Source organism: Gluconobacter oxydans, assembly GCF_006539685.1.
GTDB lineage: Bacteria > Pseudomonadota > Alphaproteobacteria > Acetobacterales > Acetobacteraceae > Gluconobacter > Gluconobacter oxydans.
Map to the genome: position 1 here is coordinate 98393 of NZ_BJNM01000002.1, position 22966 is coordinate 121358.

21 protein-coding genes are annotated in these 22966 nt (G+C 63.0%); 10 read left to right on the forward strand and 11 right to left on the reverse strand.

Going from position 1 to position 22966, the window contains the following annotated elements; genetic code table 11:
• Positions 1–109 precede the first annotated feature (109 nt).
• From GOX01_RS01375 to carA, 3 genes are all read right to left on the reverse strand, one after another.
• Positions 110–613 (reverse strand): hypothetical protein, encoded by a 504-nt coding sequence (locus tag GOX01_RS01375; RefSeq protein ID WP_062269813.1) that lies wholly within the window; start codon positions 611–613, stop codon positions 110–112.
• 125 nt (positions 614–738) lie between these two features.
• Complete coding sequence (carB, locus tag GOX01_RS01380; protein WP_062269815.1) at positions 739–3993, reverse strand: carbamoyl-phosphate synthase large subunit; 3255 nt, start codon at positions 3991–3993, stop codon at positions 739–741.
• A gap of 3 nt (positions 3994–3996) precedes the next feature.
• Entirely contained in the window at positions 3997–5385 is a 1389-nt protein-coding gene (carA, locus tag GOX01_RS01385; protein ID WP_024717231.1) for a glutamine-hydrolyzing carbamoyl-phosphate synthase small subunit, read from the reverse strand.
• Positions 5386–5647: 262 nt separating this feature from the next.
• On the opposite strand from carA, the gene GOX01_RS01390 reads away from it, so the two are divergent.
• A complete protein-coding gene (locus GOX01_RS01390; protein WP_041110791.1) occupies positions 5648–6103 on the forward strand; it encodes a GatB/YqeY domain-containing protein in 456 nt (151 codons plus the stop codon).
• 62 nt (positions 6104–6165) lie between these two features.
• Here GOX01_RS01390 and GOX01_RS01395 read toward each other — a convergent pair whose 3' ends face one another.
• On the reverse strand, positions 6166–6945 hold the full coding sequence (locus GOX01_RS01395; RefSeq protein WP_011251906.1) for an AraC family transcriptional regulator: 780 nt from the start codon (positions 6943–6945) through the stop codon (positions 6166–6168).
• 90 nt (positions 6946–7035) lie between these two features.
• Between GOX01_RS01395 and GOX01_RS01400 the strand changes: the two genes are divergently transcribed.
• From GOX01_RS01400 to GOX01_RS01410, 3 genes are all read left to right on the forward strand, one after another.
• On the forward strand, positions 7036–7956 hold the full coding sequence (locus tag GOX01_RS01400) for an NAD(P)-dependent oxidoreductase (RefSeq protein WP_327049917.1): 921 nt from the start codon (positions 7036–7038) through the stop codon (positions 7954–7956).
• Positions 7957–7965: 9 nt separating this feature from the next.
• Positions 7966–8379 carry a nuclear transport factor 2 family protein gene (locus tag GOX01_RS01405; protein ID WP_011251904.1) on the forward strand — a complete coding sequence of 138 codons (414 nt, stop codon included), beginning with the start codon at positions 7966–7968 and terminating at the stop codon, positions 8377–8379.
• A 70-nt stretch (positions 8380–8449) separates the two neighbouring features.
• Positions 8450–9412: a cation diffusion facilitator family transporter gene (locus GOX01_RS01410; RefSeq protein ID WP_011251903.1), complete on the forward strand. Its 963-nt coding sequence runs from the start codon at positions 8450–8452 to the stop codon at positions 9410–9412.
• Between the two features lie 61 nt (positions 9413–9473).
• Here the strand turns inward: GOX01_RS01410 and GOX01_RS01415 are convergent, their stop codons facing one another.
• The 7 genes from GOX01_RS01415 to GOX01_RS01445 form a co-directional block, all read right to left on the reverse strand.
• Positions 9474–9863: a hypothetical protein gene (locus GOX01_RS01415; protein ID WP_034954607.1), complete on the reverse strand. Its 390-nt coding sequence runs from the start codon at positions 9861–9863 to the stop codon at positions 9474–9476.
• A 78-nt stretch (positions 9864–9941) separates the two neighbouring features.
• Positions 9942–11321 (reverse strand): sensor histidine kinase, encoded by a 1380-nt coding sequence (locus GOX01_RS01420; RefSeq protein ID WP_011251901.1) that lies wholly within the window; start codon positions 11319–11321, stop codon positions 9942–9944.
• Between the two features lie 124 nt (positions 11322–11445).
• Positions 11446–12429 (reverse strand): zinc-dependent alcohol dehydrogenase family protein, encoded by a 984-nt coding sequence (locus GOX01_RS01425; RefSeq protein ID WP_062269818.1) that lies wholly within the window; start codon positions 12427–12429, stop codon positions 11446–11448.
• A gap of 25 nt (positions 12430–12454) precedes the next feature.
• Positions 12455–13486 carry an alcohol dehydrogenase AdhP gene (adhP, locus tag GOX01_RS01430; RefSeq protein ID WP_011251899.1) on the reverse strand — a complete coding sequence of 344 codons (1032 nt, stop codon included), beginning with the start codon at positions 13484–13486 and terminating at the stop codon, positions 12455–12457.
• Positions 13487–13510: 24 nt separating this feature from the next.
• Positions 13511–14932 (reverse strand): NAD(P)(+) transhydrogenase (Re/Si-specific) subunit beta, encoded by a 1422-nt coding sequence (locus GOX01_RS01435; protein ID WP_011251898.1) that lies wholly within the window; start codon positions 14930–14932, stop codon positions 13511–13513.
• Positions 14929–15258 (reverse strand): NAD(P) transhydrogenase subunit alpha, encoded by a 330-nt coding sequence (locus tag GOX01_RS01440; protein WP_011251897.1) that lies wholly within the window; start codon positions 15256–15258, stop codon positions 14929–14931. Before GOX01_RS01440 ends, GOX01_RS01435 begins: the two co-directional genes overlap by 4 nt.
• Positions 15255–16481 (reverse strand): NAD(P) transhydrogenase subunit alpha, encoded by a 1227-nt coding sequence (locus GOX01_RS01445; protein ID WP_062269819.1) that lies wholly within the window; start codon positions 16479–16481, stop codon positions 15255–15257. The genes GOX01_RS01440 and GOX01_RS01445 overlap by 4 nt, the downstream gene beginning before the upstream one ends.
• 343 nt (positions 16482–16824) lie before the next feature.
• Here GOX01_RS01445 and dnaG point away from each other — a divergent pair, with 343 nt between their 5' ends.
• The 6 genes from dnaG (at position 16825) to rplI (ending at position 22934) form a co-directional block, all read left to right on the forward strand.
• Entirely contained in the window at positions 16825–18672 is a 1848-nt protein-coding gene (gene dnaG, locus GOX01_RS01450; protein ID WP_011251895.1) for a DNA primase, read from the forward strand.
• Between the two features lie 165 nt (positions 18673–18837).
• Entirely contained in the window at positions 18838–20796 is a 1959-nt protein-coding gene (rpoD, locus tag GOX01_RS01455; protein WP_011251894.1) for an RNA polymerase sigma factor RpoD, read from the forward strand.
• Between the two features lie 23 nt (positions 20797–20819).
• Positions 20820–21395: a GNAT family N-acetyltransferase gene (locus GOX01_RS01460; RefSeq protein WP_011251893.1), complete on the forward strand. Its 576-nt coding sequence runs from the start codon at positions 20820–20822 to the stop codon at positions 21393–21395.
• A 159-nt stretch (positions 21396–21554) separates the two neighbouring features.
• Positions 21555–22037, forward strand: coding sequence for a 30S ribosomal protein S6 (rpsF, locus tag GOX01_RS01465; protein WP_011251892.1), 483 nt, complete (start codon positions 21555–21557; stop codon positions 22035–22037).
• Between the two features lie 5 nt (positions 22038–22042).
• Positions 22043–22333: a 30S ribosomal protein S18 gene (gene rpsR / locus GOX01_RS01470; RefSeq protein ID WP_011251891.1), complete on the forward strand. Its 291-nt coding sequence runs from the start codon at positions 22043–22045 to the stop codon at positions 22331–22333.
• A gap of 10 nt (positions 22334–22343) precedes the next feature.
• The gene (gene rplI, locus GOX01_RS01475) at positions 22344–22934 is read left to right on the forward strand and encodes a 50S ribosomal protein L9 (RefSeq protein WP_062269821.1); all 591 of its coding nucleotides are present in this window, start codon (positions 22344–22346) and stop codon (positions 22932–22934) included.
• Positions 22935–22966 lie beyond the last annotated feature (32 nt).

The following is a 22966-nucleotide window of genomic DNA, read 5'->3' on the forward strand; positions in this document are numbered from 1 at the left end:
GGTATGATGCCTGTGTATGTCAGGCCTGATGCTGTTCCCATAGGCCGGGGTGGCTCATGGGCTGAACTGCGTGAAAGTGCAGGCCCGGCGCGAGGCAGTCTGTGTAAGATCAGGCTTTCTTCTGGCGTTCGCTCAGGACCAGCCAGCCAAAGCAGGCGGCGAGCCCGGCTGCAAAGAAAATGGCCATTTTCACGCTGATGAGAAACCGCTGTCCCATCCCGATATGCACGGACGTCTCATTGGTATCCCACAGGTCGGGAACGTCATGGGCATGGGGATTGTTGCTGTGGATGACGCCATGGGACAGGTAGTGTCGCATCAGTTCATGCGACGAAATCACGCCCTGATGAAAATGATCGAGGATCAGGACGATGACCAGAAACGACAGTCCGGCGGGACCGGCGATGAAATGGTCGCCTGCAAGGCAGCGCTTCAGCAGTCTGAACTGGATGAAGAGGACGCCGATAAAGAAGATCCAGAGCATCGGTGTGGGCAGTGTCAGCCACAGTCCGATCTCGATGGCCGCCAGGGCCGCAACCGCTAGATAGACCATAAGATCGGTCCGAAGCGGAAAACCGCTGATGGCGAGCCTGAGCATCATGATGTCCTGCATGGAGAGTGGAGTTCCGGGACGTCCAGACTATCCGCTCCCTCCTTTGCGCGACAAGCCCGATGACCCCTTCCGGAAAGGCTGTGATCCCCTTGTGGGACAGCCGGGCCGGAAGGGTGTCGATAGGGTCAGAACTTACCCTTGAAGTAGGATTGGAGCGGGGCGACGCCCAGATTGTCTTCCTTCAGGACCGCGATGGCATAGGTCGCGGCGCGGGCACCAGCGATCGTGGTGTAGTGCGGGACGCCCATGGTCAGGGCGCTGCGACGGATTTCGTAGCTGTCCTGCGCGGCCTGACCACCCTGCGAGGTGTTGATGACCATCTGCACGTCACCCGAGCGGATAGAGTCCACACAGTTCGGACGGCCCTGCATCACCTTATTCACGCGCTTTACGGGAATATCGGCGTCCTCCAGACGGGCTGCCGTGCCGCTGGTGGCGAGGATCGTGAAGCCCATGGCGACCAGCTTGCGGGCCAGCGGCTGGACATGCGCCTTGTCGCTGTCGCGAACAGAGAGGAACACCGTACCCGAAAGTGGCAGCGTCACGCCGGCTGCAAGCTGCGACTTGGCAAAGGCGCGCTCGAAGCTGGAATCCAGCCCCATGACTTCGCCCGTGGACCGCATTTCCGGGCCGAGGATCGTGTCGGCATTGGCAAAGCGATGGAACGGGAACACGGCTTCCTTGACCGCGACATGCGGAGAGACCGCACCGCCATCAAGCTGGAACTCGGTCAGCTTCGCACCGGCCATGACGCGTGCGCCGATCTTGGCAACCGGAACGCCGGTAGCCTTGGCGACGAAGGGCACGGTCCGGGAGGCACGCGGGTTCACTTCGAGCACGAAGACTTCCTGATCCTTGATGGCGTACTGCACATTCATCAGGCCACGGATGCCCAGTTCGCGGGCCATGGCTTCGGTCTGCGAGCGCAGTTCCGTCCCCAGTGCCGGGGAGAGCGTGTAGGGTGGCAGGGAGCAGGCGGAGTCACCGGAATGGATGCCGGCTTCCTCGATATGTTCCATGACGCCTGCGACATAAACGTTCTCGCCGTCGCAGATGCAATCCACGTCCGCTTCGATCGCGTCGTTAAGATAGTGGTCGAGCAGGACGGGGCCGGTCGAGACTTCGGGGCCGGCAGCGCGCAGGACTTCGTTGAGGTAGCGTTTGAGGCCCGGCTTGTCATAGACGATTTCCATCGCACGGCCGCCCAGAACGTAGGACGGACGGGCGACGACCGGGTAGCCGACCTCTTCCGCGATCTTCTCGGCTTCTGCCGGGCTGCGGGCGATGCCATTGCGGGGCTGGCGCAGGCCGAGCTTGCGGAGCATGGCCTGGAAGCGCTCGCGGTCTTCGGCGCGGTCGATCGCGTCGGCCGGGGTGCCGAGCAGCGGGATGCCGGCTTCTTCAAGCGCGCGGGACAGCTTGAGCGGGGTCTGGCCGCCATACTGCACGATACAGCCCAGAACCTTGCCGCCCTTTGCTTCGGTGCGGATCAGGGCGATCACGTCCTCGGCGGTCAGGGGTTCGAAATACAGGCGGTCCGAGGTGTCGTAATCGGTGGAGACCGTCTCGGGGTTGCAGTTGACCATGACCGTCTCGAAACCGGCTTCGCGCAGGGCGTAAGCGGCATGGACGCAGCAATAGTCGAACTCGATGCCCTGACCGATACGGTTCGGGCCACCGCCGAGGATGACGATCTTGTCGCGGTTCGTCGGGCGGCTTTCGCAGTCCGGGGTGCCGAACCCGCCTTCATAGGTCGAGTACAGGTAGGGGGTGTCGGAAGCGAATTCGGCGGCACAGGTGTCGATGCGGCGATAGACCGGCGTGACAGCCAGTTTTTCGCGCAGGGCTGCAACATCTTTGACGCTCTGGTCTGAGAGGCGGGCGAGCTGGGCGTCGGAGAAGCCCTGGGCCTTGAGGCGGCGCAGGTTGTAGGCGTCCTTCGGCAGGCCGTTCTTTTCGATCTCGCGCTCGGAGGCCACGATGTCTTCCAGCTGGCGCAGGAACCACGGCTCGAACTTGCAGGCTTCGTTGATCTGCTCGACGGACAGCCCGGCGCGCAGGGCCTGTGCGGCCATCAGGATGCGCTCGGGGCGCGGCTCGGCCAGAGCGGCGAGATAGGCGTTGTGTGAACCGTCGCCGAGGGCTTCGACCGGATCGAGGCCGGTGAGGCCGGTTTCCATTGAGCGCAGGCCCTTCTGGATGGCTTCGGCGAATGAGCGGCCGACCGACATGGCTTCACCGACCGACTTCATGGACGTCGAGAGCAGGGCGGGGGAGCCGGGGAACTTCTCGAAGGTGAAGCGGGGGATCTTGGCGACGACATAGTCGATCGTCGGCTCGAAGGAGGCCGGGGTCGTTTTCGTGATGTCGTTCTTGAGTTCGTCCAGCGTGTAGCCAACGGCCAGCTTGGCGGCGATCTTGGCGATCGGAAAGCCGGTGGCTTTCGATGCCAGCGCCGAAGAACGGGAGACGCGAGGGTTCATCTCGATGACGACCAGACGGCCGTCCTTTGGATTGACGCCGAACTGCACGTTGGAGCCGCCGGTCTCGACGCCGATCTTGCGCAGGCACGCGATCGAGGCGTCCCGCATACGCTGATATTCCTTGTCGGTCAGCGTCAGGGCGGGGGCGACGGTGATGGAGTCACCGGTATGCACACCCATCGGGTCGATGTTTTCGATGGAGCAGATGATGATGCAGTTATCCGCGGTGTCGCGGACCACTTCCATCTCGTATTCTTTCCAGCCGAGAACGGATTCTTCGATCAGGACTTCGGTCGTGGGCGAGGCATCGAGGCCGCCCGTGACGATCTGGTCGAACTCTTCACGGTTATAGGCGATGCCGCCACCTGCGCCGCCCATGGTGAAGGACGGGCGGATGATGGCGGGCAGGCCGACATCGGCCAGTGCCGCGCGGGCTTCTTCAAGCGTATGGGCGATGGTGCTGCGGGGGCTTTCGATCCCGATCTCGTCCATGGCTTCACGGAACTTCTGGCGGTCTTCCGCGCGGTCGATGACTTCCGCGTCCGCGCCGATCAGTTCCACATTGTGCTTTTTGAGGAAGCCGGACTTGTCGAGCGCCATGGCGGCGTTCAGGGCGGTCTGGCCACCCATCGTCGGCAGGACGGCGTCGGGCTTTTCCTTGAGGATGATGCGCTCGACGAATTCCGGGGTGATCGGCTCGATATAGGTCGCATCCGCCAGACCGGGATCGGTCATGATGGTGGCGGGGTTCGAGTTGATCAGGATGACGCGATAGCCTTCCTCACGCAGGGCCTTGCAGGCCTGTGCGCCGGAATAGTCGAATTCGCAGGCCTGTCCGATGACGATCGGGCCAGCGCCGATGATCAGGATGGACGAAATGTCTGTCCGTTTTGGCATGGCTCAGGCTCCTGCGTTCGTGCTGTTGGCGGCGCGACGGTCCATGACCGCGACGAAACGCTCGAAAAGATAGAAACTGTCGGACGGGCCGGGGCTCGCCTCGGGGTGGTACTGGACGGAGAAGGCGTCTTTCGTGGTCGACGCGATGCCTTCGTTGGAGCCGTCGAACAGGCTCACATGCGTCACCTTCACATCGGCAGGCAGCGACTTCTCGTCCACGGCGAAACCGTGGTTCTGGCTGGTGATTTCCACGCGGCCGGTCTCGACGTCCTTGACCGGCTGGTTGGCGCCGCGATGGCCGCGCTCCAGCTTGTAGGTCTTGCCGCCCAGTGCCTGTGCGAGAAGCTGGTGGCCGAGGCAGATGCCGAAGACGGGAACGTTTGCGTCCAGAACCTTGCGGATGGCGGGGACGGCATAGGTGCCGGTCGCGGCCGGATCGCCGGGGCCGTTGGAGAGGAACACGCCTTCGGGCCTGAGTTCCAGAATTTCTTCGGCCGTGGCCGTGGCGGGCAGGACGGTGACGTCACAGCCGGCGGTCACGAGGCAGCGCAGGATGTTGTCCTTGGCACCGTAATCCATGGCGACGACGCGGCGGCGGTTTTCGCGCACAGGCTTTGTGGAGTGCCACACGCCTTCGGTCCAGACCCGCTTGGGCCGGGTTACTTCCTTTGCGAGGTCCATACCTTCGAGGCCGGGCCACTGGCGGGCGCGGTTCAGCAGGCTGTCCGTGTCGATACGGCCGTTTTCTGGGAAAGCGAGGATGGCGGTCTGCGGGCCGTTGTCGCGCAGGGTGCGAGTGATGGCGCGGGTATCGATGCCGCTGATGCCCGCACGGCCATGATCGCGGAGCCATGCGGCGAAGGGCTCGTGGGAGCGCCAGCTTGCCGGGGCGGTGATGTCTTCCTTCACGACGGCACCGAGGGCGGCCATCTTCGGGGCCTCGTTGTCATCGGCGTTGGTGCCGACATTGCCGATATGCGGGAAGGTGAAGGTCACGATCTGTCCGGCGAAGGACGGATCGGTCAGGGTTTCCTGATAGCCGGTCATGCCGGTGGAGAAGCAGAGTTCTCCGACGGCGCCTTCGGTATGGGCACCGAAGCCACGGCCCCACAGGACCGTCCCATCGGCAAGGACAAGGGCGGCGTTGGCGCCGGGAGGGCAGGGATTGGACACGTCCGTCTCTCTTTCTTGTTCTTGCTGGGTTTCAGTCGTGGTGAGGTCTGCTGTCAGATCCTGCAGGGCGATTCCCGGCACGCGCAGCAGGGCCGGCCAGTGCTTGGTCGGGACCATGCGGGACTGGCGCCACTTGCGGACGGCTTCCAGTCCGACGCCGGCAAGAGCGGCGATTTCGTCCGCGCCTCCGGCTTTTTCGATGATTCTGTCGATGTCCATGGTCGCCCCGTTGCTGGCTGCCGGATGTACTTCTGGGGGCTCTGAATAAGGGATCGGAAACGGAATGGGAAGTTTTTTCCCACTGCCTGTTTTGCGTTTCGGAACGGGGTGGGAAGTTTTTTCCGAATGGCTTGTTTTGCGGCCACAGGGGCTGCCGGATTGTTGCAAACCGGCTTTTGTGCGATTTTGCCGCCATTCAAGGAATGAGGGACGGCTCGCCGAGGGAGTTTCCTGCGGGCTGTCCGATGTAAGGAGAACGGCGATGTCGCTTCGCAAGCAGATCATGGATGACCTCAAGACAGCCATGAAGGCCGGTCAGTCCGAGACGGTGGCCCAGATCCGCGGGATCACGGCCAAGATCAAGGATCTGGACGTTGCCGCCCGCGCCAAGAGTGCTGAGGTGACGGATACGGACATCATTTCCGCCCTGCGCTCCATGATCAAGTCCCGCACGGAATCCGCCACGATGTATCGTGAAGGTGGCCGTCCGGAGCTGGCGGAAAAGGAAGAGGGCGAGATCGCGACGATCAAGTCCTACCTGCCGCCGGAGCTGGACGAAGCCACGCTGAAGGCCGGAATTGAAGACGCCGTGAAGAAGACGGAAGCGGCCGGCATGAAGGACATGGGCAAGGTCATGGCCGCGCTGAAGGAGCGTTTTGGCGCGGATCTGGACCCGGCGAAGGCCAGTGCGCTGGTGAAGGCGCATCTTTCGGCCTGATCCGTTGATCAGTCGTATCGTGTGACGAAAAAGCCGTTCCTTCGGGGGCGGCTTTTCTGTTTTCAGGGTGTCCGGCAGAGCCTGGCGTAATCGCTGGGCCGGTAGCCCGTGTTTTTGTGGAAGGCCGTGGCGAAGGCGCCGAGGCTTTCATAGCCGACGTCCAGTGCCACGCTGGCCACGCTCTCACCGCGGGCCAGTTTTTCCTGAGCGTTCAGGATGCGCAGGCGCTGTCGCCAGACCGAGAATGGCAGTCCCGTCTCAAGCGTGAAATGACGGACGAAAGAGCGGAGCGACATGGCGGCGAGTTCGGCCCAGTCTTTCTGGTCCCGATTGTCTGCGGGGTTGTCGCTCAGGGTGTTGGCGACGCGGCAGAACTGTTCGCTTTTCGGGAAAGGCAGGGACACGGAGGCGCGTGGGGCGGCCAGAAACTCGTGCCAGAAACATTCCGCAAGGCAGCTGATCTGGGCGTCCCATCGTGTTTCGTCGGCGTCGTGGGAGAGACGGTCCGCCAGAGCGGTGAGGAGGCGTGTTCCGCCAGCGAGAAAGGGTTCGTCCGGCAGGTTGGAGCATCGCGCTGCGCTGACATACAGGCTCCAGCCCGCGACGGCGCCGTGGGAGCGGGCTTCGTGCGGAATGTGAGGCGGAAGCCAGAGGCACTGGCCGGGGCCGATCAGCCAGTAGGCATGCTCGGTACGGATGGCCATGACGCCGCTTTCAATACCGAAGATCTGGCCGCGTGCATGGGCGTGGCGTTCGGCGATCCGGCGCGTTTCCTGCTTCATGTGTCCACCAAGGAGCCACGGCGTTCCGGCGTCTGGGCAGTCTGCGGCGGCAGGGGTCATGAAGGAATTGGCGCACATGAGTCGAACTATGGCCTGAGAGCGTGAGAACGCCAAAATGACTTTCGCTAGAACTGTGGTCTCCGGGCGGGTTTGAAACCTGAACGGAGTGTTCAGCGGGAGATCAGGATCATGAAAGTCGGCTTTGTGGGCCTCGGGGCCATGGGGCATGCGATGGCGGAGCGTCTTCTCAAGGGAGGGCATGAGCTTGTCGTGACCAACAGGACGCGTGCGAAGGCGGATGATCTGGTGGCACAGGGTGCTGTTTTTGCCGAAACGCCTGCGGATGTGGCGCGGCAGGTGGAGGCCGTGTTCTCCATGCTGTTTGATGATGCGAGCACGGAAGAGGCTGTTTTCGGGGAGCACGGAATTGCCACGGCTCTGGCGCCGGGCGGTATTCATGCGTGCAGCAGTACGCTGTCCCTGGAGCAGGCGCGCCGTCTGCGGGACGGGCATGCGGAACATGGGCAGGTTTATGTCAGTGCGAATGTGCTGGGGCGCCCGCCAGCCGCAAAGGCGGGTGAGCTGTTCGTCGTGACGGCGTGTGCGGATGAGGCGCTGAAGCGTCTGCGGCCTTTGCTGGAGTGTTTCGGGTCGAAGATTTTTGAAGTGGGGCAGGATCCGGTTCAGGCCAATCTGGCCAAGCTGTCTCTGAACTTCATGATCTATTCGACGATCGAGCAGATGGCGGAAGTCTTTGCGCTGAATGAAAAGGCCGGGACGGATCCGCATAAGATTTTCGAGATCATGACGGGCAGTTTCTACAATGCGCCGGTCCACAAGAATTACGGAAAGCTGATGGTCGATCATGAGTATGACCATCCGGGCGCGCCGGTGACGCTGGGGCTCAAGGACATGGAGATGTTCCTCAAGGCTGGAGGTGAGCATGCTGTGCCACTGCCTTATGCCTCGGTGGTACGGGACCGGTTGCTGAGTGCGATCAGTGCCGGGGATGCCGGGCGGGATTTCGTCGTGCTGCTGGAGCGTGCGCGGCAGGACAGCGGGCTGAAATAGGGGGCGGGCATGTCAGGACATATTGGGGTGGTCGATCATGCGCCGGAAAAGATCATCCGGGACATGTTCACCATGTTTGCGGATTTCGGGTCCGATCTGGATGCGCTGACGGCGTTCATGACGCCCGATTATCGGCAGCTTGTGGATGGGCGGGAAATGACGCTGGCGAATTTTCGCGCTCATGCGTTGGCTCTGCGGGAGGGACTTTCGTCTCTGGAAATCGATATCCTGCATCTGGTCTGTGAGGCGGATCGGGCGGCGACGGTTCATCTGGCTTCGGCGACCCGGCCGTCGGGGGCGCGGAGCGTGATCCGGGTGGTGGCGTTCTATCAGTTCCGTGGCGGGCGGCTCTGTCTTGTGGATGAACTGACGCGTGTCCAGCAGGGCCATGACGGCGATGATGCGTTGGGAAGCCTGCAATAGGGTGGGCAGGGTTTGACAGCGCGGCGGCGAGGTCCTCACTCTGAAATCCTGTTTTGCGGATGAGGCCAGAATGTCGGCAGGTGGTTCAACGAAGGTCGTTTTCATTGCGCTGGGGGTCAATCTTGCGATTGCCTGCGTGAAGGGTGTGGCGGCTCTACTGACCGGGTCGGCCGCGATGCTGGCGGAGACGGTTCATTCCTTTGTCGACTGCGGCAACCAGCTTCTGCTGCTGGTGGGCATGAAGCGTGCGGCGGCTCCGGCGACGAAGGAGCATCCGCTGGGGCATCACCGGGAGCTTTATTTCTGGACGCTGGTGGTGGCGGGTGCGCTGTTCATTGGCGGCGGGGTCGCCTCCCTGCATGAGGGCTGGGAGAAGGTCTGGCATCCTGCTGCGATGGATCAGGTCCGGGTGCTGGGGCATGTCTTTCCCGGCTGGTGGCTGAATGTCGCCATTCTCGGGATTTCGGGCAGCATGGAAGGCTACGGGTTTCTGGCGGCCATGAAATCCCTGCCGTCCGGGAAAGGCTCCCTGTGGACCATGATTCGCCGCAGTACCGATCCGGGGCTGTTTGTCGTGCTGTTCGAAGATGGGGCGGCGCTGGTCAGTCTGACGATCGCGCTGGTCTTCACCGTGCTGTCCGTCGTGACGGGGTGGCATGTGCTCGATGGGGTGGCGTCGCTGCTCATCGGGGTGGTTCTGGTGATTGTTGCGGTGCTGCTGACGAACGAGACGCGCTCCCTGCTGGTCGGGGAGAGCAGTCCGGAAATCGATGCGTTCGTGCGGGCGCAGGCGGCGAAGCTGCCGGGCGTGGTCGGGGTCAACGAGGTCGTGACCGAGGCGCGGGGGCCGGGGAGCATCATTGTCCTGCTGTCGCTGGACTGGGACGATACGCTGACGGCCGGGCAGGTGGAGCAGGGAGTTTCGGCGCTGGAGCGGGTGACGCGGGCGCGGTATCCGTCGGTGCTGCGGATGTATGTCGAGGCGCAGGACAAGCGCGACAGTGCTCCGGATATTGCCGTGCAGCACCCCTGAACGCAGATCGGGCCCCCTTTCGGGAGCCCGACACCGTCAGCCGTAATGGACTGGCAGGATCTTACTGCTGCGGCTGCGTGGCCGGAGCCGCGGGAGCTCCCGGAGCCGGAGCGGCAGCGCCCGGCTGGGTCGTGCTGTTCATCTGGCCGGGGGAGGTCGAGTGCTCGACATCGTAGGCGGTGGCCTTCTCGATGTAGGTGCCCTTCGCGCCCGGATGTTCCTTGTCGTACAGGGCAGCCTTTGCGCGGGCTTCCTTGCGGTAACGATGACGCACATACATGCCGGTTGCACAGCCGCCCATGGCGCCCAGGACGCCATGATGGTTGGCGACATGTCCACCAACGGCGCCGGCAGCGCCGTATTTGAGGCAGCCACCCGGTTCTGCTTCGGCCGTCGTGATCGACGTTGCCAGCAGACCGGCTGCGGCGGCAAGCATCAGGTACTTTTTCATGAGTGCTTCCTGTTTTTCCAAAGCTGTCGGGTCACCCGGCAGCACAGAGACGGCTGCCAGCATGCCCCAACCCGGCGTTCAGAACAACCGGGAGGGGCAGCGCACCACGTTTTCGGCCGGCGCGCTGAAAGTCCAGACGGTGCCGTCCGGTTCATGGGCGCAGGAACTGCTGGCGCCGGGGATCGAGCGGGGATTGTGTTCGATGACGATCGATCCGAAGCCGCGCCGTTCGGGTCTGGCGACGGTGGGGCCGCCGGTCTCTTTCCAGCACATCCGGAAGACGGGTTTGTCTTCTTCGTCGTGCAGACCCCAGCTGACGGTTACGGTTCCGGTGTCGTTCGACAGGGCGCCGTATTTGATGGCGTTGGTGGTCAGCTCGTAGATGGCCAGGCCGATGCGGTCGGCGGTGTCGGGGACGAACTGAAGTTCCGGATCGCCTTCGATCCGCAGGCGCGTGGCAGGGAAATCGCCGGCCACGGCGGTCTGGGATGTGACGACATCGTGGACCGTGGCGCCCGTCCATTCGCCGTGGATCAGAAGGTCCTGACTGCGGGCGATGGAGGTGATGCGCTCTTCCAGAACCTTGACGAAGGGGACCGTGGGGTCGGGGACGGTGCGCCGGATCAGGGCCTGGAAGATGGCGAGCATGTTCTTGGAGCGATGGTTCAGCTCGTTGAGCAGCAGGGCGATCCGTTGTTCGTGTTCGCGCTGGATCGTCACGTCGCGCGAGACGCAGAGAATGGCTTCGACGCTCTGATCGGGGTTCAGGAGCGGGGTCAGCATGTTGTCCCAGTGCCGGACGGGCTGACCGGGGAGCTGGCTGACGCCCATGAAGCCGGCGTTCTGTCCTTCGGCGGCGTCCTTCAGGGCCTCGCCGCCGGGAACATGCGCTTCCGGCGGGAGCAGGCCGAGCCAGCGCATGCCGAAGCCTGAGGTGCTGTCCACGCCGAGGGCCTCGCAGCCCGCGGTGTTCATGTGAACCAGCGTGCCGTCTTTCGCGATTTCCTTGATGCAGTCCACGCTGACATTGAGCATCCGGTCGCGGATGTCGGCCTTCTGAAGCAGGGCTTCCTCGTGACGTTTCTGCTCGTGAATGTCGGTCAAAATGAGGAGGCGGACTGTGTGTTCGTCGCTGGTGGCCGGGCGCTGGACGAGGCGCAGGAGGAACCAGCGGGTGTGGCCGTCAGGATTCAGGATGCGGAAGCTTGTGCTCCGGAGCTGGTCTGAGGGTGTGGTGTCGCGGAGGATGCGGGTGATCTCGACCAGATCGGCGGGAGCAATGAGCGGGAGCCACTCTGAAAAAGCGAGCGGTACGCCAAGGGATGCGGCCTGCTGCTTCCAGGCCGTGTTGAAGTGCATGGCGCCTGTATTGCTGACAGGCTCCATGCAGATCAGATCAGGCAGCAGGTCGAAGGCGGGACAGGAAATGTCGGGTGGGGCGGTCTGTGTCTGTCCCATATCTCTTTCTGACGGTAGCGCGCAGTATTGCGATGGTTTCAGGATCCATGCGCGATACTTTTGGTCGCGCTTTGAGACGTTTATCCCGAAAATTCATCTTTCCGGAACCTGCTTTTGGCGCGGATCACGGCAGCAATACGGCGGCACCGTCGAAACGGCCGTGCCGGAGGTCATCGAGGGCCTGATTGGCGTCTTTCAGGGCATAGGGCGTGTTGGTCACCTTGATGCCGACTTCCGGGGCGATTTTCAGGAACTCCAGACCATCCTGACGGGTCAGGTTGGCGACGGAGACGATTTCGCGCTCTTCCCACAATGTGTCGTAGGAAAAGGCCGGGATTTCGCTCATGTGGATGCCGCCGCACACGACTTTTCCGCCCTTGCGGATGGCTTTGAGACCCGCGGGGAGCAGGGCGCCGACGGGGGCGAACAGAATGACGGCGTCCAGTGGTTCAGGCGGGAGTTCGTCCGAGCCACCGGCCCAGACGGCGCCGAGGGAGCGGGCGAAATCCTGTTTCTGCGTATCGCCGGGCGATGTGAAAGCGTAGACCTCGCGGCCCTGCCAGCGCAGGACCTGCGTGATGATATGGGCGGCCGCCCCGAAGCCGTAGAGACCGATCTTTTTGCCGTCCCCTGCCTTTTTCAGGCAGCGCCAGCCGATCAGCCCGGCGCAGAGCAGGGGCGCGAGATCCTTGTCCTCGCCCTTGTCGCCCATCGGGAAGGCGTAACGGGCATCGGCGACCGTCATGGTCGCGTAGCCGCCATTGCGGGTGAAGCCTGTGAAGAGGGGATGGTCACAGAGATTTTCCATCCCATGCGTGCAGTAATAGCAGTGCCTGCAGGTATGTCCGAGCCAGGGCACGCCGACCCTCTCGCCCACCGACAGACCCGTGACATTGCTGCCGAGCTTGTCGATCCGGCCGACGATTTCGTGGCCGGGGATGATGGGGAGAGTGGCGTGGGGGAGTTCGCCATCCACGACATGCAGGTCTGTCCGGCACACGCCGCAGGCACCGATCCGGATGCGGATTTCATCGGGGCCGGGTTCGGGATCGGGGAGTTCGACCCATTCCAGAGGGGTGTGATGGGCTTTGAGCTGCATGGCGAACATGGCGTGTTCTCCTGTGGCTTATAGTTCAGGACCGGAAGTCGAGCACTGTCCGGCCTTCGAGGCGACCATTCTGCAGATCGTCGAAGATCGTATTGATGTTTTCAAGTTTTCCGGGGGTGACGACGGATTTGACCTTGCCGCGGGCGAAGAAATCCATGGCCTCGATCATGTCCAGCCGTGTTCCGACGATGGAGCCACGGATGGTGGTGCCGTTCATGACCATGTCGAAGATCGAGACCGGGAAATCGCCGGGCGGCAGTCCGTTCAGGACGATGGTGCCGCCGCGGCGGGCATAGCCCATGGCCTGCGAAAACGCCGTCCGTCCGACAGCGGTGACGAGAGCGCCATGTGCGCCGCCGATCTGCTGCTGGATGAACCTGGCCGGGTCCGTGTCCTTGGCGTTGACGGTCAGGGATGCGCCGAGCTTTTTGGCTGTGGCGAGTTTTTCGTCATCGATGTCCACCGCGACGACATTCATGCCCATGGCGACGGCGTACTGCACGGCCATCTGGCCGAGACCGCCGACGCCCGAGACTGCGACCCACTGGCCGGGGCGGGCCTCCGTCATTTTCAGGCCCTTATAGACCGTCAGCCCCGCGCACAGGACCGGCGAGGCCTGAAGCGGGTCGATGGTCGAGGGCAGGTGTGCGACGTAGTTCGGGTCTGCCACGACATATTCGGCGAAGCAGCCATTGACGGTGTAGCCGGTGTCGTCCTGCTTTTCGCAGAGTGTTTCCCAGCCGCCCAGACAGTGTTCGCAGTGACCGCAGGCGGAGTAGAGCCAGGGCACGCCCACGACATCGCCGGTCTTGACGAAATCGCCGACCTGACTGCCGACGGCGACGATGTGTCCGACGCCTTCATGCCCGGGAATGAACGGCGGGTTGGGCTTGGACGGCCAGTCCCCGCGCGCGGCGTGCAGGTCAGTGTGGCAGACGCCACAGGTATCGACCTTCACGAGGATCTGGTGGGGCTTGATGTCCGGGATGGGTAGCCGCTCGATGGAGAGCGGCTTGCCGAATTCACGGACGACGGCGGCGAGCATTGTATCAGCCATGGAAAAGACTCCTTCTGGCGGGTGTTACGAGGCGGAGAGGCCCTTGACGGCCTCCACCATCTTGGAAAGCACGGCCTGCGCATCGCCAAAGACCATGGCGCAGTTGTCCTGGAAGAACAGCGGGTTCTGGACTGCCGAATAGCCCATGCCCATGCCGCGCTTGATGACGAAGACCTGACGGGCCTTGTCGGCATTCAGGATCGGCATGCCGTAGATCGGGGAGGACTTGTCCGTCCGGGCGGAGGGGTTCACCACGTCGTTCGCGCCGATGACGAGGGCGACGTCGGTATCGGCGAAGCTGTCGTTGATGTCGTCCATGTCGTAGATCATGTCGTACGGCACGCCGGCTTCGGCGAGCAGCACGTTCATGTGGCCCGGCATGCGTCCGGCGACCGGGTGGATCGCGAATTTCACGTCCACGCCTGCGGCCTGAAGCAGTTTGACGAACTCGTAGAGCTTGCCCTGGGCCTGTGCGACGGCGAGGCCGTAGCCCGGCACGATGATGACCGTGGAGGCATAGCGCATTGTGGTTGCGGCATCGCTGGCGCTGACGGATTTGGCTTCCTTCTGCGGGCCGCTGGCGGTAGCAGCGGTGGCTTCACCGAAATTGCTGAACAGGACGTTGGTGATGGAGCGGTTCATGCCCTTGGCCATCATGACCGTCAGCAGCGTACCGGCCGAACCCACGACCATGCCGGCGATCATCAGGGCCGGATCGGCCATGACATAGCCTTCAAGACCCACGGCAAGACCCGTGAAGGCGTTGTACAGCGAGATCACGACCGGCATGTCCGCACCGCCGATGGGAACGGTCATGCAGATGCCGCAGAGCAGCGCGCCGATGAAGAACAGCAGGGCGAACAGGCCACCGCCGGGCTGGTGGTACTGGGCGACGGCCATGACGCCGAGCAGGATCGTCAGCATGAAGACGGCGGCGTTGACGATGCGCTGGCCGCCGAAGCGGATCGGCTTGTTCATGCGGCCATCAAGCTTGGCCCAGGCGATCAGGGAGCCGGAGAGCGACATGCTGCCGATCAGGCCACCGGCGACGGTGACGAGAAGCTGGCCAACGCCCGTGTCTTTCGGGCCGGTGAGGGCGATGACGGACACGGCTGCGGCCGCACCGCCGCCCATCCCGTTGAAGAGGGCGACCATCTGCGGCATCGCCGTCATGGCGACGCTACGGCCTTTCCAGCCGGCCCAGCCGCCACCGATGACCAGGGCGAGCACGGCCAGGATGACGTTCACGACGATATGGGGTTGGGCTGCGTCAGAAACGCTGAAGATCTGCAGGAAGCTGGCTGCGACGACGAACAGCATACCCCAGCCTGCGGTCACAATGCCGGAGACGGCCGTGACGGGGGAGGACATGCGCTTGAGGCCATAAACCAGCAGGCCGGAAGCGATCAGGCCGCTGAGGGCCACGATATAGGCGAGCAGGATCATGACTTGGCTCCTGATGCCGGAGCCGATGCTGCGGGTTTCGTGCTGGGTTTGAACATGGCCAGCATCCGGTCGGTCACGACATAGCCGCCGACTACGTTACCGGCGCCGAGCATGACGCCCAGAAAGCCGACGACCTGCTCCAGAACGGAAGAGGCGTTGAACAGTGCGCCGAGAGCGCCGACGACCACGATGCCGTGCACGAAGTTCGAGCCGGACATGAGCGGTGTGTGCAGGATGGAGGGGACGCGGCTGATGACCTCATAGCCCGTGAAAGCCGCGAGCATGAAGATGTACAGGGCGATGACGAACGTCATTGCGGTACTCATTTTGCGGTCTCCTTGCCCGCGTCGTTTGCGGCGGGAGTTGTGGGCGCGGGAGTGGCGGTGGGAGCAGGGGCTGGCGCGGGCGGGGCTGGCGAATTCGGATCCACGGCGGTGCTGATGCCGTCATTCGTGATGTAGCCGTCATGCGTGAGCGCGGTGCCGGAGATGACTTCGTCCGTGAAGTCCGGCGCCAGACCCTTGTCCTTGGTGATGATCTGCTGGAGCAGATGCATGATGTTCTTGGAGTAGAGTTCGCTGGCCTGTTCGGCGAGCATGGACGGGACGTTGACGGGGCCGACGATGGTCGTGGGGCCGACCTGAACGGTCTGTCCGGCCTGTGTGCCTTCGCAGTTGCCGCCGCCTTCGGCGCCAAGGTCGATGATGACGGCGCCGGGCTTCATGGCCTTGATCTGCTCGGCGTCGATCAGGCGGGGTGCGCGCTTGCCGGGGACGGCGGCCGTTGTGACGATCAGATCGGAGCGGGCAATATGGTCGCTCAGCGCCTTGCGGACCTTCTGTTTTTCGTCATCCGTCAGTTCGCGGGCATAGCCGCCCTGACCGGTGGCATCGACGCCGGTATCGACGAATTTCGCACCCAGCGATTGCGCCTCTTCCTTGGTCTCGGGGCGGACGTCATAGCCTTCGGTGATGGCACCGAGGCGCTTGGCGGTGGCCAGGGACTGAAGACCGGCCACGCCGAGGCCCATGACCAGAACCTGTGCGGCGCGCAGGGAGCCGACGGCGGTGGTCATCATGGGCAGGATCTTGGGCATGTGCACCGCGCCCATCAGGACGGCGTAATATCCTGCCAGCGTGGCCTGACTGGACAGGGCGTCCATGGCCTGTGCACGGGAAATGCGGGGCACCAGTTCCATGGCGAAACAGGTGATCTTCCCGTCCCGCAGGGCCTTCACCAGATCCGGATTGTTGCGGCCGTAGATGAAGGCAATGAGGATGGCACCGGGCTTCATGGCCTTCACCGTTTCCAGCGTCGGCGGCTGGACGGCGAGGACGATGTCGGCATCGGCGACAAGGGCGTTGCGGTCCGGCGAGAAGGTGACGTCCTTGTAGGCGCTGTCGGGGTAGGACGATGCAACGCCTGCGCCCGTTTCCATGGCGAAGGTGATCCCCAGCGGGGTCAGTTTCTCGGCGACCTGAGGAATGAGGGCGACGCGGCGTTCCCCGCCTTCGTCGCGTTCTTTCAGGACTGAAATCTTGACAGTCATTGGCTGCGATCCTGTGTCTGTCGTCGGGCGCGGGCTGTCGCCGAAGCGCAGGCTGAGCAAAGAGAACCCGCGCCCCGTTCAGCGCCACCATGACGCTTCTTCGGGGTGGAAACCATTGATGGATATCAAAAGGGAGAAATTATATCTGCATGGAAATTATTCGAAATGACCGATCGGTCATTATGATTCTGTGACAGCACTGACCGATCGGTCAGTTTTCTGCGCTCTGTCGGGAAGGGGCGCATGGTGGATTTCGGGAAAAAGTTTCCTTTAAACAGAAGGGCTGGCGCTGTATGCGCTCGTGGACCTTCTTTCCAACCCGCATGAAAGGCTCTTCCTGCCCATGGCAATTGATGCTGCTTTTCTCGACGAACTGCGGAACCGGACGCCGCTGCCGTCGCTGATCGGGCGGCGTAACAAGCTGGTGAGGTCCGGTCGGAACTGGAAAACCTGCTGTCCGTTCCATGGCGAGAAAACGCCGTCCTTCTACATTTACGACGACCATTTCCATTGCTTCGGCTGCGGCGTGCATGGCGATGCCATCAGCTATGTGATGCAGAGCGAGGGGCGCAGCTTCCCTGAAGCCGTCGAACAGCTTGCGTCTGAGGCGGGACTCGAGGTTCCGAAAGCCGACCCGCGGACGCAAGCCCGTGCCCGGGAAGCACAGTCGCTCGGTGACGTGCTTAATCTCGTGCAGGAGAGCTATCGCCGCCGGTTGTACCGCCCGGAGGGACGCGAGGGGCTGGCCTATCTGCGGGGACGGGGGCTGACGGAAGAGACGATCGAGCGGTTCGGTCTGGGTTGGTCCGGCGACGGGCGGCAACTGCTGGACGAATTGCGGCCGCATGGAGTGACGGTCGAGATGCTGATCCGGGCCGGCGTCATGCGCGTGGATGAGCAGGGCGCTCCGAAAGGGGAGCTGTTCTTCAATCGCGTGACGTTCCCTATCCGGGACCGGCGGGGGCGCATGATGTCCTTCGGTGCCCGGACGCTCGGGGACGGGCAGCCCAAATATCTCAATGGCCCGGAGACGGCCCTGTTCTCCAAGCGGCGGACGCTCTTCAATCTCGACCTGGCGCGGGAGGCCGTGCATCGCGGGGCGGATCTCGTGGTGGTCGAGGGGTATATGGACGTCATCGCCATGGATCAGGCGGGGTTCGGCGGGGCCGTGGCGCCTCTGGGCACGGCGATGGGCGAGGAGCAGCTTGAACTGCTGTGGCGCATGTCGCCGTCACCGATCCTGTGTCTCGATGGTGATGCGGCGGGTGCGCGGGCGGCGCTGCGGGTGTGTGAGGTTTCGCTGCCGCTTCTGTCGCCCGAGAGGACGATCCGGTTCTGCCGGCTGGACCCGAAAGATGATCCGGACAGCCTGATCCGCAGCCGGGGACCGCGGGCCATGCAGGAGGCACTCTCCGGCGCGACGTCGATGGCGGAGGAACTGTTCGGGCTGCTGACGGCGGGGCTGGTGGATCCGGGGCCGGACCAGCGGGCGGCTTTGCGCGAAAAGCTGGTGGCGCTGTCGCGGCTTATTCCGGACAAGGCTCTGGCATCGGAATATCGCAGCACGCTGCTGGATATGTTCTTTGCGCGCTTCCGGCGGAAGAAAACCTTCCAGCGCAAGGGGGGCGAGAGTCTGCCGCTCTCCACGCAGGCGCCCGGGGCAATGCGCGATGTGGAGTCGGGAAATCTGGAGCGGCTGAACATCATGACGGCGATGCTGCTTCACCATCCCGATATCCTTCCGGAGGTGGAACAGGCGTATAGTGGTCTGCATCTGCCGTCTGAACTGGATCGTCTGCGCTCGGCGCTGCTGGACTGGTCCTGTCAGGAAGAGGAGCGGGATGGCCTGACGGAAGAGAGCTGCATGTCCTGGCTTGAGGAGCATGGGCTGGCGGATCTGGCGGGAAGGGTGAAAGGTGGCCCGTTGCCGCGCAGTGTGGGCGACGGGAAGGTCAAGGATGAGATCCTGAAAGTGGATGTCATTGAAAGCTGGTGGCATTTTTATGCCCTGGTCAATTTCCAGACCTTCGAGCGCACCTTGGAAGAGGACGTGACCCGGGCCGTGATTGAAGGGGATATGGAGCCTTTCGTGGATGAGAACGGGCAGAGCGGGCTTCGCTTTCCCAATGCACTCATGACCCGGCTGCGGGTTCGCGATGCCCTGAAAAGCGGAGAGAGGGTCGGCGAGTAAGGGGCGGCGGAGATTGCTCCGCCACAGCGGAAGAAATGCTTCCGGAACGAATTTTATTCCCGAAAGGTTGCATTCTTTGGGGTGCCAATCTTGACTTCGGGCGCAGGATCGACCACCTGCACGCTGCCGGATTGCTAACTCGCGGCGGAGTTGACGGAGAGACGAATGGCGACGAAAACAGCCTCTGGAACGGATCGGAACGCGCAGGAACAGGAGGGGGATACCACTCTCCTCGATACGCAGTCCGCTGCCGTCAAGCGGCTGATCGCCAAAGGGCGTGAACGCGGACACATCACCTTTGACGAGCTGAACGCTGTCCTGCCGCAGGACCAGATGTCTTCGGAGCAGATCGAGGACGTCATGGCGGCGCTGTCCGAAATGGGCATCCAGGTCATCGAGAACGAAGACCAGGACGAAGCCGAGGCTCCGGCGGAAAAGGAAGCCGAGGGCGACGGCGAGGAAGCTGAGGGCCCGCAGGGCGGTAACGTCGATGCCGAGGCCGCCAGCCGTACGGATGATCCGGTCCGCATGTATCTTCGCGAGATGGGCTCGGTCGAGCTGCTGTCGCGTGAGGGCGAGATTGCGATCGCCAAGCGGATCGAGGCCGGCCGCGACGAGATGATCGGCGGCCTGTGCGAGAGCCCGCTGACGATTCGCGCCATCATCTCCTGGCATGAGCGCCTCAAGGACGGCGAGATGCTCCTGCGTGACATCGTGGATCTCGAGGCCAGCCAGGGCGGTGGCCCCGATCCCGAGGCAGTCGAGGGTGAGGAAGGCGACGAGGCGTCCGAAGAGGACGATACGGCCGAAGACGAGAACGAAGAGGGCGAAGGCGACCAGCAGGAAGGCAGTGGCCTGTCCCTGTCCGCTCTGGAAGAGAAGCTGAAGCCGGAAATCCTGGCGCGCTTCGAAGCCATCGAGCCGCTGTATCACAAGCTGCGCAAGCTCCAGATCAAGCGCATCGAGGCCCTGACGGGTGGTGAGGACCATTCGGACAAGTCCGAACAGACCTACGAGAAGCTGCGCCATGAACTGGTCAGCCTCGTCGAGCAGGTGCATCTGCACAACAACCGGATCGAAGAGCTGGTTGCGCAGATCAAGATGCAGGTTCAGAAGCTGAACAATGTCGAAGGCCGGATGATGCGTCTGGCTGAGAGCTGCAAGATCTCGCGTGATGACTTCCTCATCAAGTATCGCAGCCGCGAACTTGACCCGACCTGGCTGGACAGCATTTCCGCGCTGCCGGGCAAGGGCTGGAAGAACCTGACGACCAAGCACATGGACCAGCTGCGCAACCTGCGTGGCGAGATTGCGGCCCTGTCGCATGAGACGGGTCTGCCGGTCGGTGAATTCCGCCGGGTCTATGCCACCATTTCCCGCGGCGAGCGTGATTCCACGCGCGCCAAGAAGGAAATGATCGAGGCGAACCTGCGCCTGGTGATTTCGATCGCCAAGAAGTACACGAACCGTGGTCTGCAGTTCCTGGATTTGATTCAGGAAGGCAATATCGGTCTGATGAAGGCCGTGGACAAGTTCGAGTACCGTCGCGGTTACAAGTTCTCGACCTATGCGACCTGGTGGATCCGTCAGGCGATCACACGTTCCATCGCGGATCAGGCCAAGACGATCCGTATTCCGGTCCACATGATCGAGACGATCAACAAGCTCGTCCGGACGTCGCGCCAGATGCTGCATGAGATCGGGCGTGAGCCGGCTCCGGAAGAGCTGGCTGAGAAGCTCGGCATGCCGCTGGAGAAGGTCCGCAAGGTCCTGAAGATCGCCAAGGAGCCGATCTCTCTCGAAACGCCGATCGGTGACGAGGAAGACAGCCATCTCGGTGACTTCATCGAGGACAAGACGGCCGTCATTCCGCTGGATGCCGCGATCCAGACGAACCTGCGTGAAGCCACGACGCGCGTTCTGGCGTCTCTGACGCCGCGTGAAGAGCGCGTGCTGCGGATGCGCTTTGGCATCGGCATGAACACGGACCACACCCTTGAGGAAGTGGGCCAGCAGTTCAACGTCACGCGTGAGCGTATCCGTCAGATCGAGGCGAAGGCGCTGCGCAAGCTCAAGCACCCGAGCCGCTCGCGCAAGCTGCGCTCCTTCCTCGACGACAACTGATCGTCGGGCGCGGGACCGGGGCGATGCTGCCGGACTGGCTTAAGCCGAAAGGGGCATCCACCCGTCTTGCGGTGGATGTCATCTTTCTGGAGACACGCTCTCCCCGTCCGTTTCCTGTTCTGCCGGAAGGATATTCCCTGTCCCGTGTGACGGGGGACGAGGCCGTGCCGCTTTATCGCGTCCTGTATGCGGGGGTGGGGCAGGACTACTGCTGGTGGATGCGCCGGTCGATGCCGGATGCGGAACTGGCGGGGATTCTTCATGATCCTGCCGTTCATTTCATGGTCCTGCGTGATGGCTCCGGTGAGCCGCTCGGGTTCTACGAACTGGATCTGAGGCAGGGCGGGGATGCCAATCTGGCCTATTTCGGCCTTCTGTCGCGGGGGATGGGGCGCGGTCTGGGGCGTGCGCTTCTGGATCATGCGGTGGCCCGGGCCTTCGGGGCCGGAAGCTGGCGTCTGCGGGTCAATACCTGCACGCTGGATCATCCCCATGCGCTGCCGAATTACCGGCGGGCAGGCTTTGAACTCCGGTACGTCGTGCCGGAAAGCTGGGATGTTCCCGACGAATATGTGCCGCAAAGGCTGAAGCGACTCTGAGGCAGGACTTGCCTTGAGGCGCATGGTGTGATTAATGCCGCCTTTCCCTGCCGGGCGATGTGGCATCGCACCGGCTATACCCGTGCCCTGAAACATGGGCCCTGTTTCCGGCATGGGCCGGAGCCAGTCGCGGGTTGACCTCATCCGAAGGGAGTATTCATGCCATTGTATGAAAGCGTGCTCATTGCACGTAATGATGTGTCGCAGGCTCAGGTGGAAACCCTGGTCGAGACCATCGAAACCCTGCTCAAGGACAACGGCGGTTCCATCCAGAAGCGCGAGTTCTGGGGCCTGCGTTCGCTCGCATACCGCATCAAGAAGAACCGCAAGGGCCATTACGTCCTGCTGGGCCTTGACTGCACCCCCGACACGCTGCGCGAGCTGGAGCGTCAGCTGGGCCTGAACGAAGACGTGCTGCGCGTTCTGACGCTGCGCGTTGACGAGATCGACGAGAACCCGTCTTCGGTTCTGGCTCGCAAGAGCGACGACCGTGGCGATCGCGGCAACTTCCGTGGCGGCTCCAAGCCGGCCGGTCGTTTCGAGAGCGGCCGTGGCGGTCCCCGTCGCAGCAGCGAAGACCGTGAGGAATATCGTGCACGTGGCGAGCAGGACGATGCTCGTGAGACGGCCGGAGCGGAGTAAGAAACATGTCCGAGACCATCACTCCCGACGTCCACGAAGTGAACCCGGCTGCCCGTCGCACGGCAGTTGGCGCACGTCGTCCGTTCTACCGTCGTCGCAAGTCCTGCCCGTTCTCCGGCCCCAACGCGCCGAAGATCGACTACAAGGACGTGCGTCTGCTGAGCCGCTTCCTTTCGGAGCGCGGCAAGATCGTGCCGAGCCGCATCACGGCCGTTTCGGCCAAGAAGCAGCGTGAGCTGGCACAGGCGATCAAGCGCGCCCGTTTCCTCGCCCTGCTCCCCTACGTCGTGAACTGAGGAGAGCATCATGTCCCAGACCGCACTGATCCTGCTGCAGCGGGTCGAGCATCTCGGCCAGATGGGCGACCTGGTGCACGTGAAGCCGGGTTATGCCCGTAACTTCCTGCTGCCCCAGGCCAAGGCCATGCGCGCCACGGCTGCCAACAAGAAGCGTTTCGAGACCGAGCGCGCACAGCTTGAGGCCCAGAACCTCAAGAAGCGTGAAGAGGCCGAGCGTCTTGCCGAGCGCATGCACGAGCTGTCCGTCGTCATCATCCGTCAGGCTGGTGACAGCGGAAGCCTGTACGGCTCCGTCAGCACCCGCGACATCGCGGCTGCCGCTACGGAAGCCGGTCTGACGATTTCGCGTCAGCAGGTTATCCTGGCACACCCGATCAAGCAGCTTGGCCTGACGGAAGCACGCATCGTGCTGCATCCGGAAGTGTCCATCCCGCTGACGGTCAACGTTGCCCGTTCCGCTGAAGAAGCAGAGCGTCAGGCTCGTGGCGAAGCCATCGGCGTGCAGGACGAGGATGAGAACATCCTTGGCGAACTGCAGGCTGAGAATGCCGCCGAAGAGGCTGCTGCCGAAGCTGCCGAGGCATCGGAAGAAGCCTGAGGCTTTTACCGAGGACCTTGTCCTGAAAAACC

Excerpts from the sequence above, each read along its gene's own strand:
- GOX01_RS01375 (WP_062269813.1), bottom strand. The coding sequence starts at position 613 with ATGCAGGACATCATGATGCTCAGGCTCGCCATCAGCGGTTTTCCGCTT.
- carB (WP_062269815.1), bottom strand. The coding sequence starts at position 3,993 with ATGCCAAAACGGACAGACATTTCGTCCATCCTGATCATCGGCGCTGGC.
- carA (WP_024717231.1), bottom strand. The coding sequence starts at position 5,385 with ATGGACATCGACAGAATCATCGAAAAAGCCGGAGGCGCGGACGAAATC.
- GOX01_RS01390 (WP_041110791.1), top strand. The coding sequence starts at position 5,648 with ATGTCGCTTCGCAAGCAGATCATGGATGACCTCAAGACAGCCATGAAG.
- GOX01_RS01395 (WP_011251906.1), bottom strand. The coding sequence starts at position 6,945 with ATGACCCCTGCCGCCGCAGACTGCCCAGACGCCGGAACGCCGTGGCTC.
- GOX01_RS01405 (WP_011251904.1), top strand. The coding sequence starts at position 7,966 with ATGTCAGGACATATTGGGGTGGTCGATCATGCGCCGGAAAAGATCATC.
- GOX01_RS01410 (WP_011251903.1), top strand. The coding sequence starts at position 8,450 with ATGTCGGCAGGTGGTTCAACGAAGGTCGTTTTCATTGCGCTGGGGGTC.
- GOX01_RS01415 (WP_034954607.1), bottom strand. The coding sequence starts at position 9,863 with ATGAAAAAGTACCTGATGCTTGCCGCCGCAGCCGGTCTGCTGGCAACG.
- GOX01_RS01420 (WP_011251901.1), bottom strand. The coding sequence starts at position 11,321 with ATGGGACAGACACAGACCGCCCCACCCGACATTTCCTGTCCCGCCTTC.
- GOX01_RS01425 (WP_062269818.1), bottom strand. The coding sequence starts at position 12,429 with ATGTTCGCCATGCAGCTCAAAGCCCATCACACCCCTCTGGAATGGGTC.
- adhP (WP_011251899.1), bottom strand. The coding sequence starts at position 13,486 with ATGGCTGATACAATGCTCGCCGCCGTCGTCCGTGAATTCGGCAAGCCG.
- GOX01_RS01435 (WP_011251898.1), bottom strand. The coding sequence starts at position 14,932 with ATGATCCTGCTCGCCTATATCGTGGCCCTCAGCGGCCTGATCGCTTCC.
- GOX01_RS01440 (WP_011251897.1), bottom strand. The coding sequence starts at position 15,258 with ATGAGTACCGCAATGACGTTCGTCATCGCCCTGTACATCTTCATGCTC.
- GOX01_RS01445 (WP_062269819.1), bottom strand. The coding sequence starts at position 16,481 with ATGACTGTCAAGATTTCAGTCCTGAAAGAACGCGACGAAGGCGGGGAA.
- dnaG (WP_011251895.1), top strand. The coding sequence starts at position 16,825 with ATGGCAATTGATGCTGCTTTTCTCGACGAACTGCGGAACCGGACGCCG.
- rpoD (WP_011251894.1), top strand. The coding sequence starts at position 18,838 with ATGGCGACGAAAACAGCCTCTGGAACGGATCGGAACGCGCAGGAACAG.
- GOX01_RS01460 (WP_011251893.1), top strand. The coding sequence starts at position 20,820 with ATGCTGCCGGACTGGCTTAAGCCGAAAGGGGCATCCACCCGTCTTGCG.
- rpsF (WP_011251892.1), top strand. The coding sequence starts at position 21,555 with ATGCCATTGTATGAAAGCGTGCTCATTGCACGTAATGATGTGTCGCAG.
- rpsR (WP_011251891.1), top strand. The coding sequence starts at position 22,043 with ATGTCCGAGACCATCACTCCCGACGTCCACGAAGTGAACCCGGCTGCC.
- rplI (WP_062269821.1), top strand. The coding sequence starts at position 22,344 with ATGTCCCAGACCGCACTGATCCTGCTGCAGCGGGTCGAGCATCTCGGC.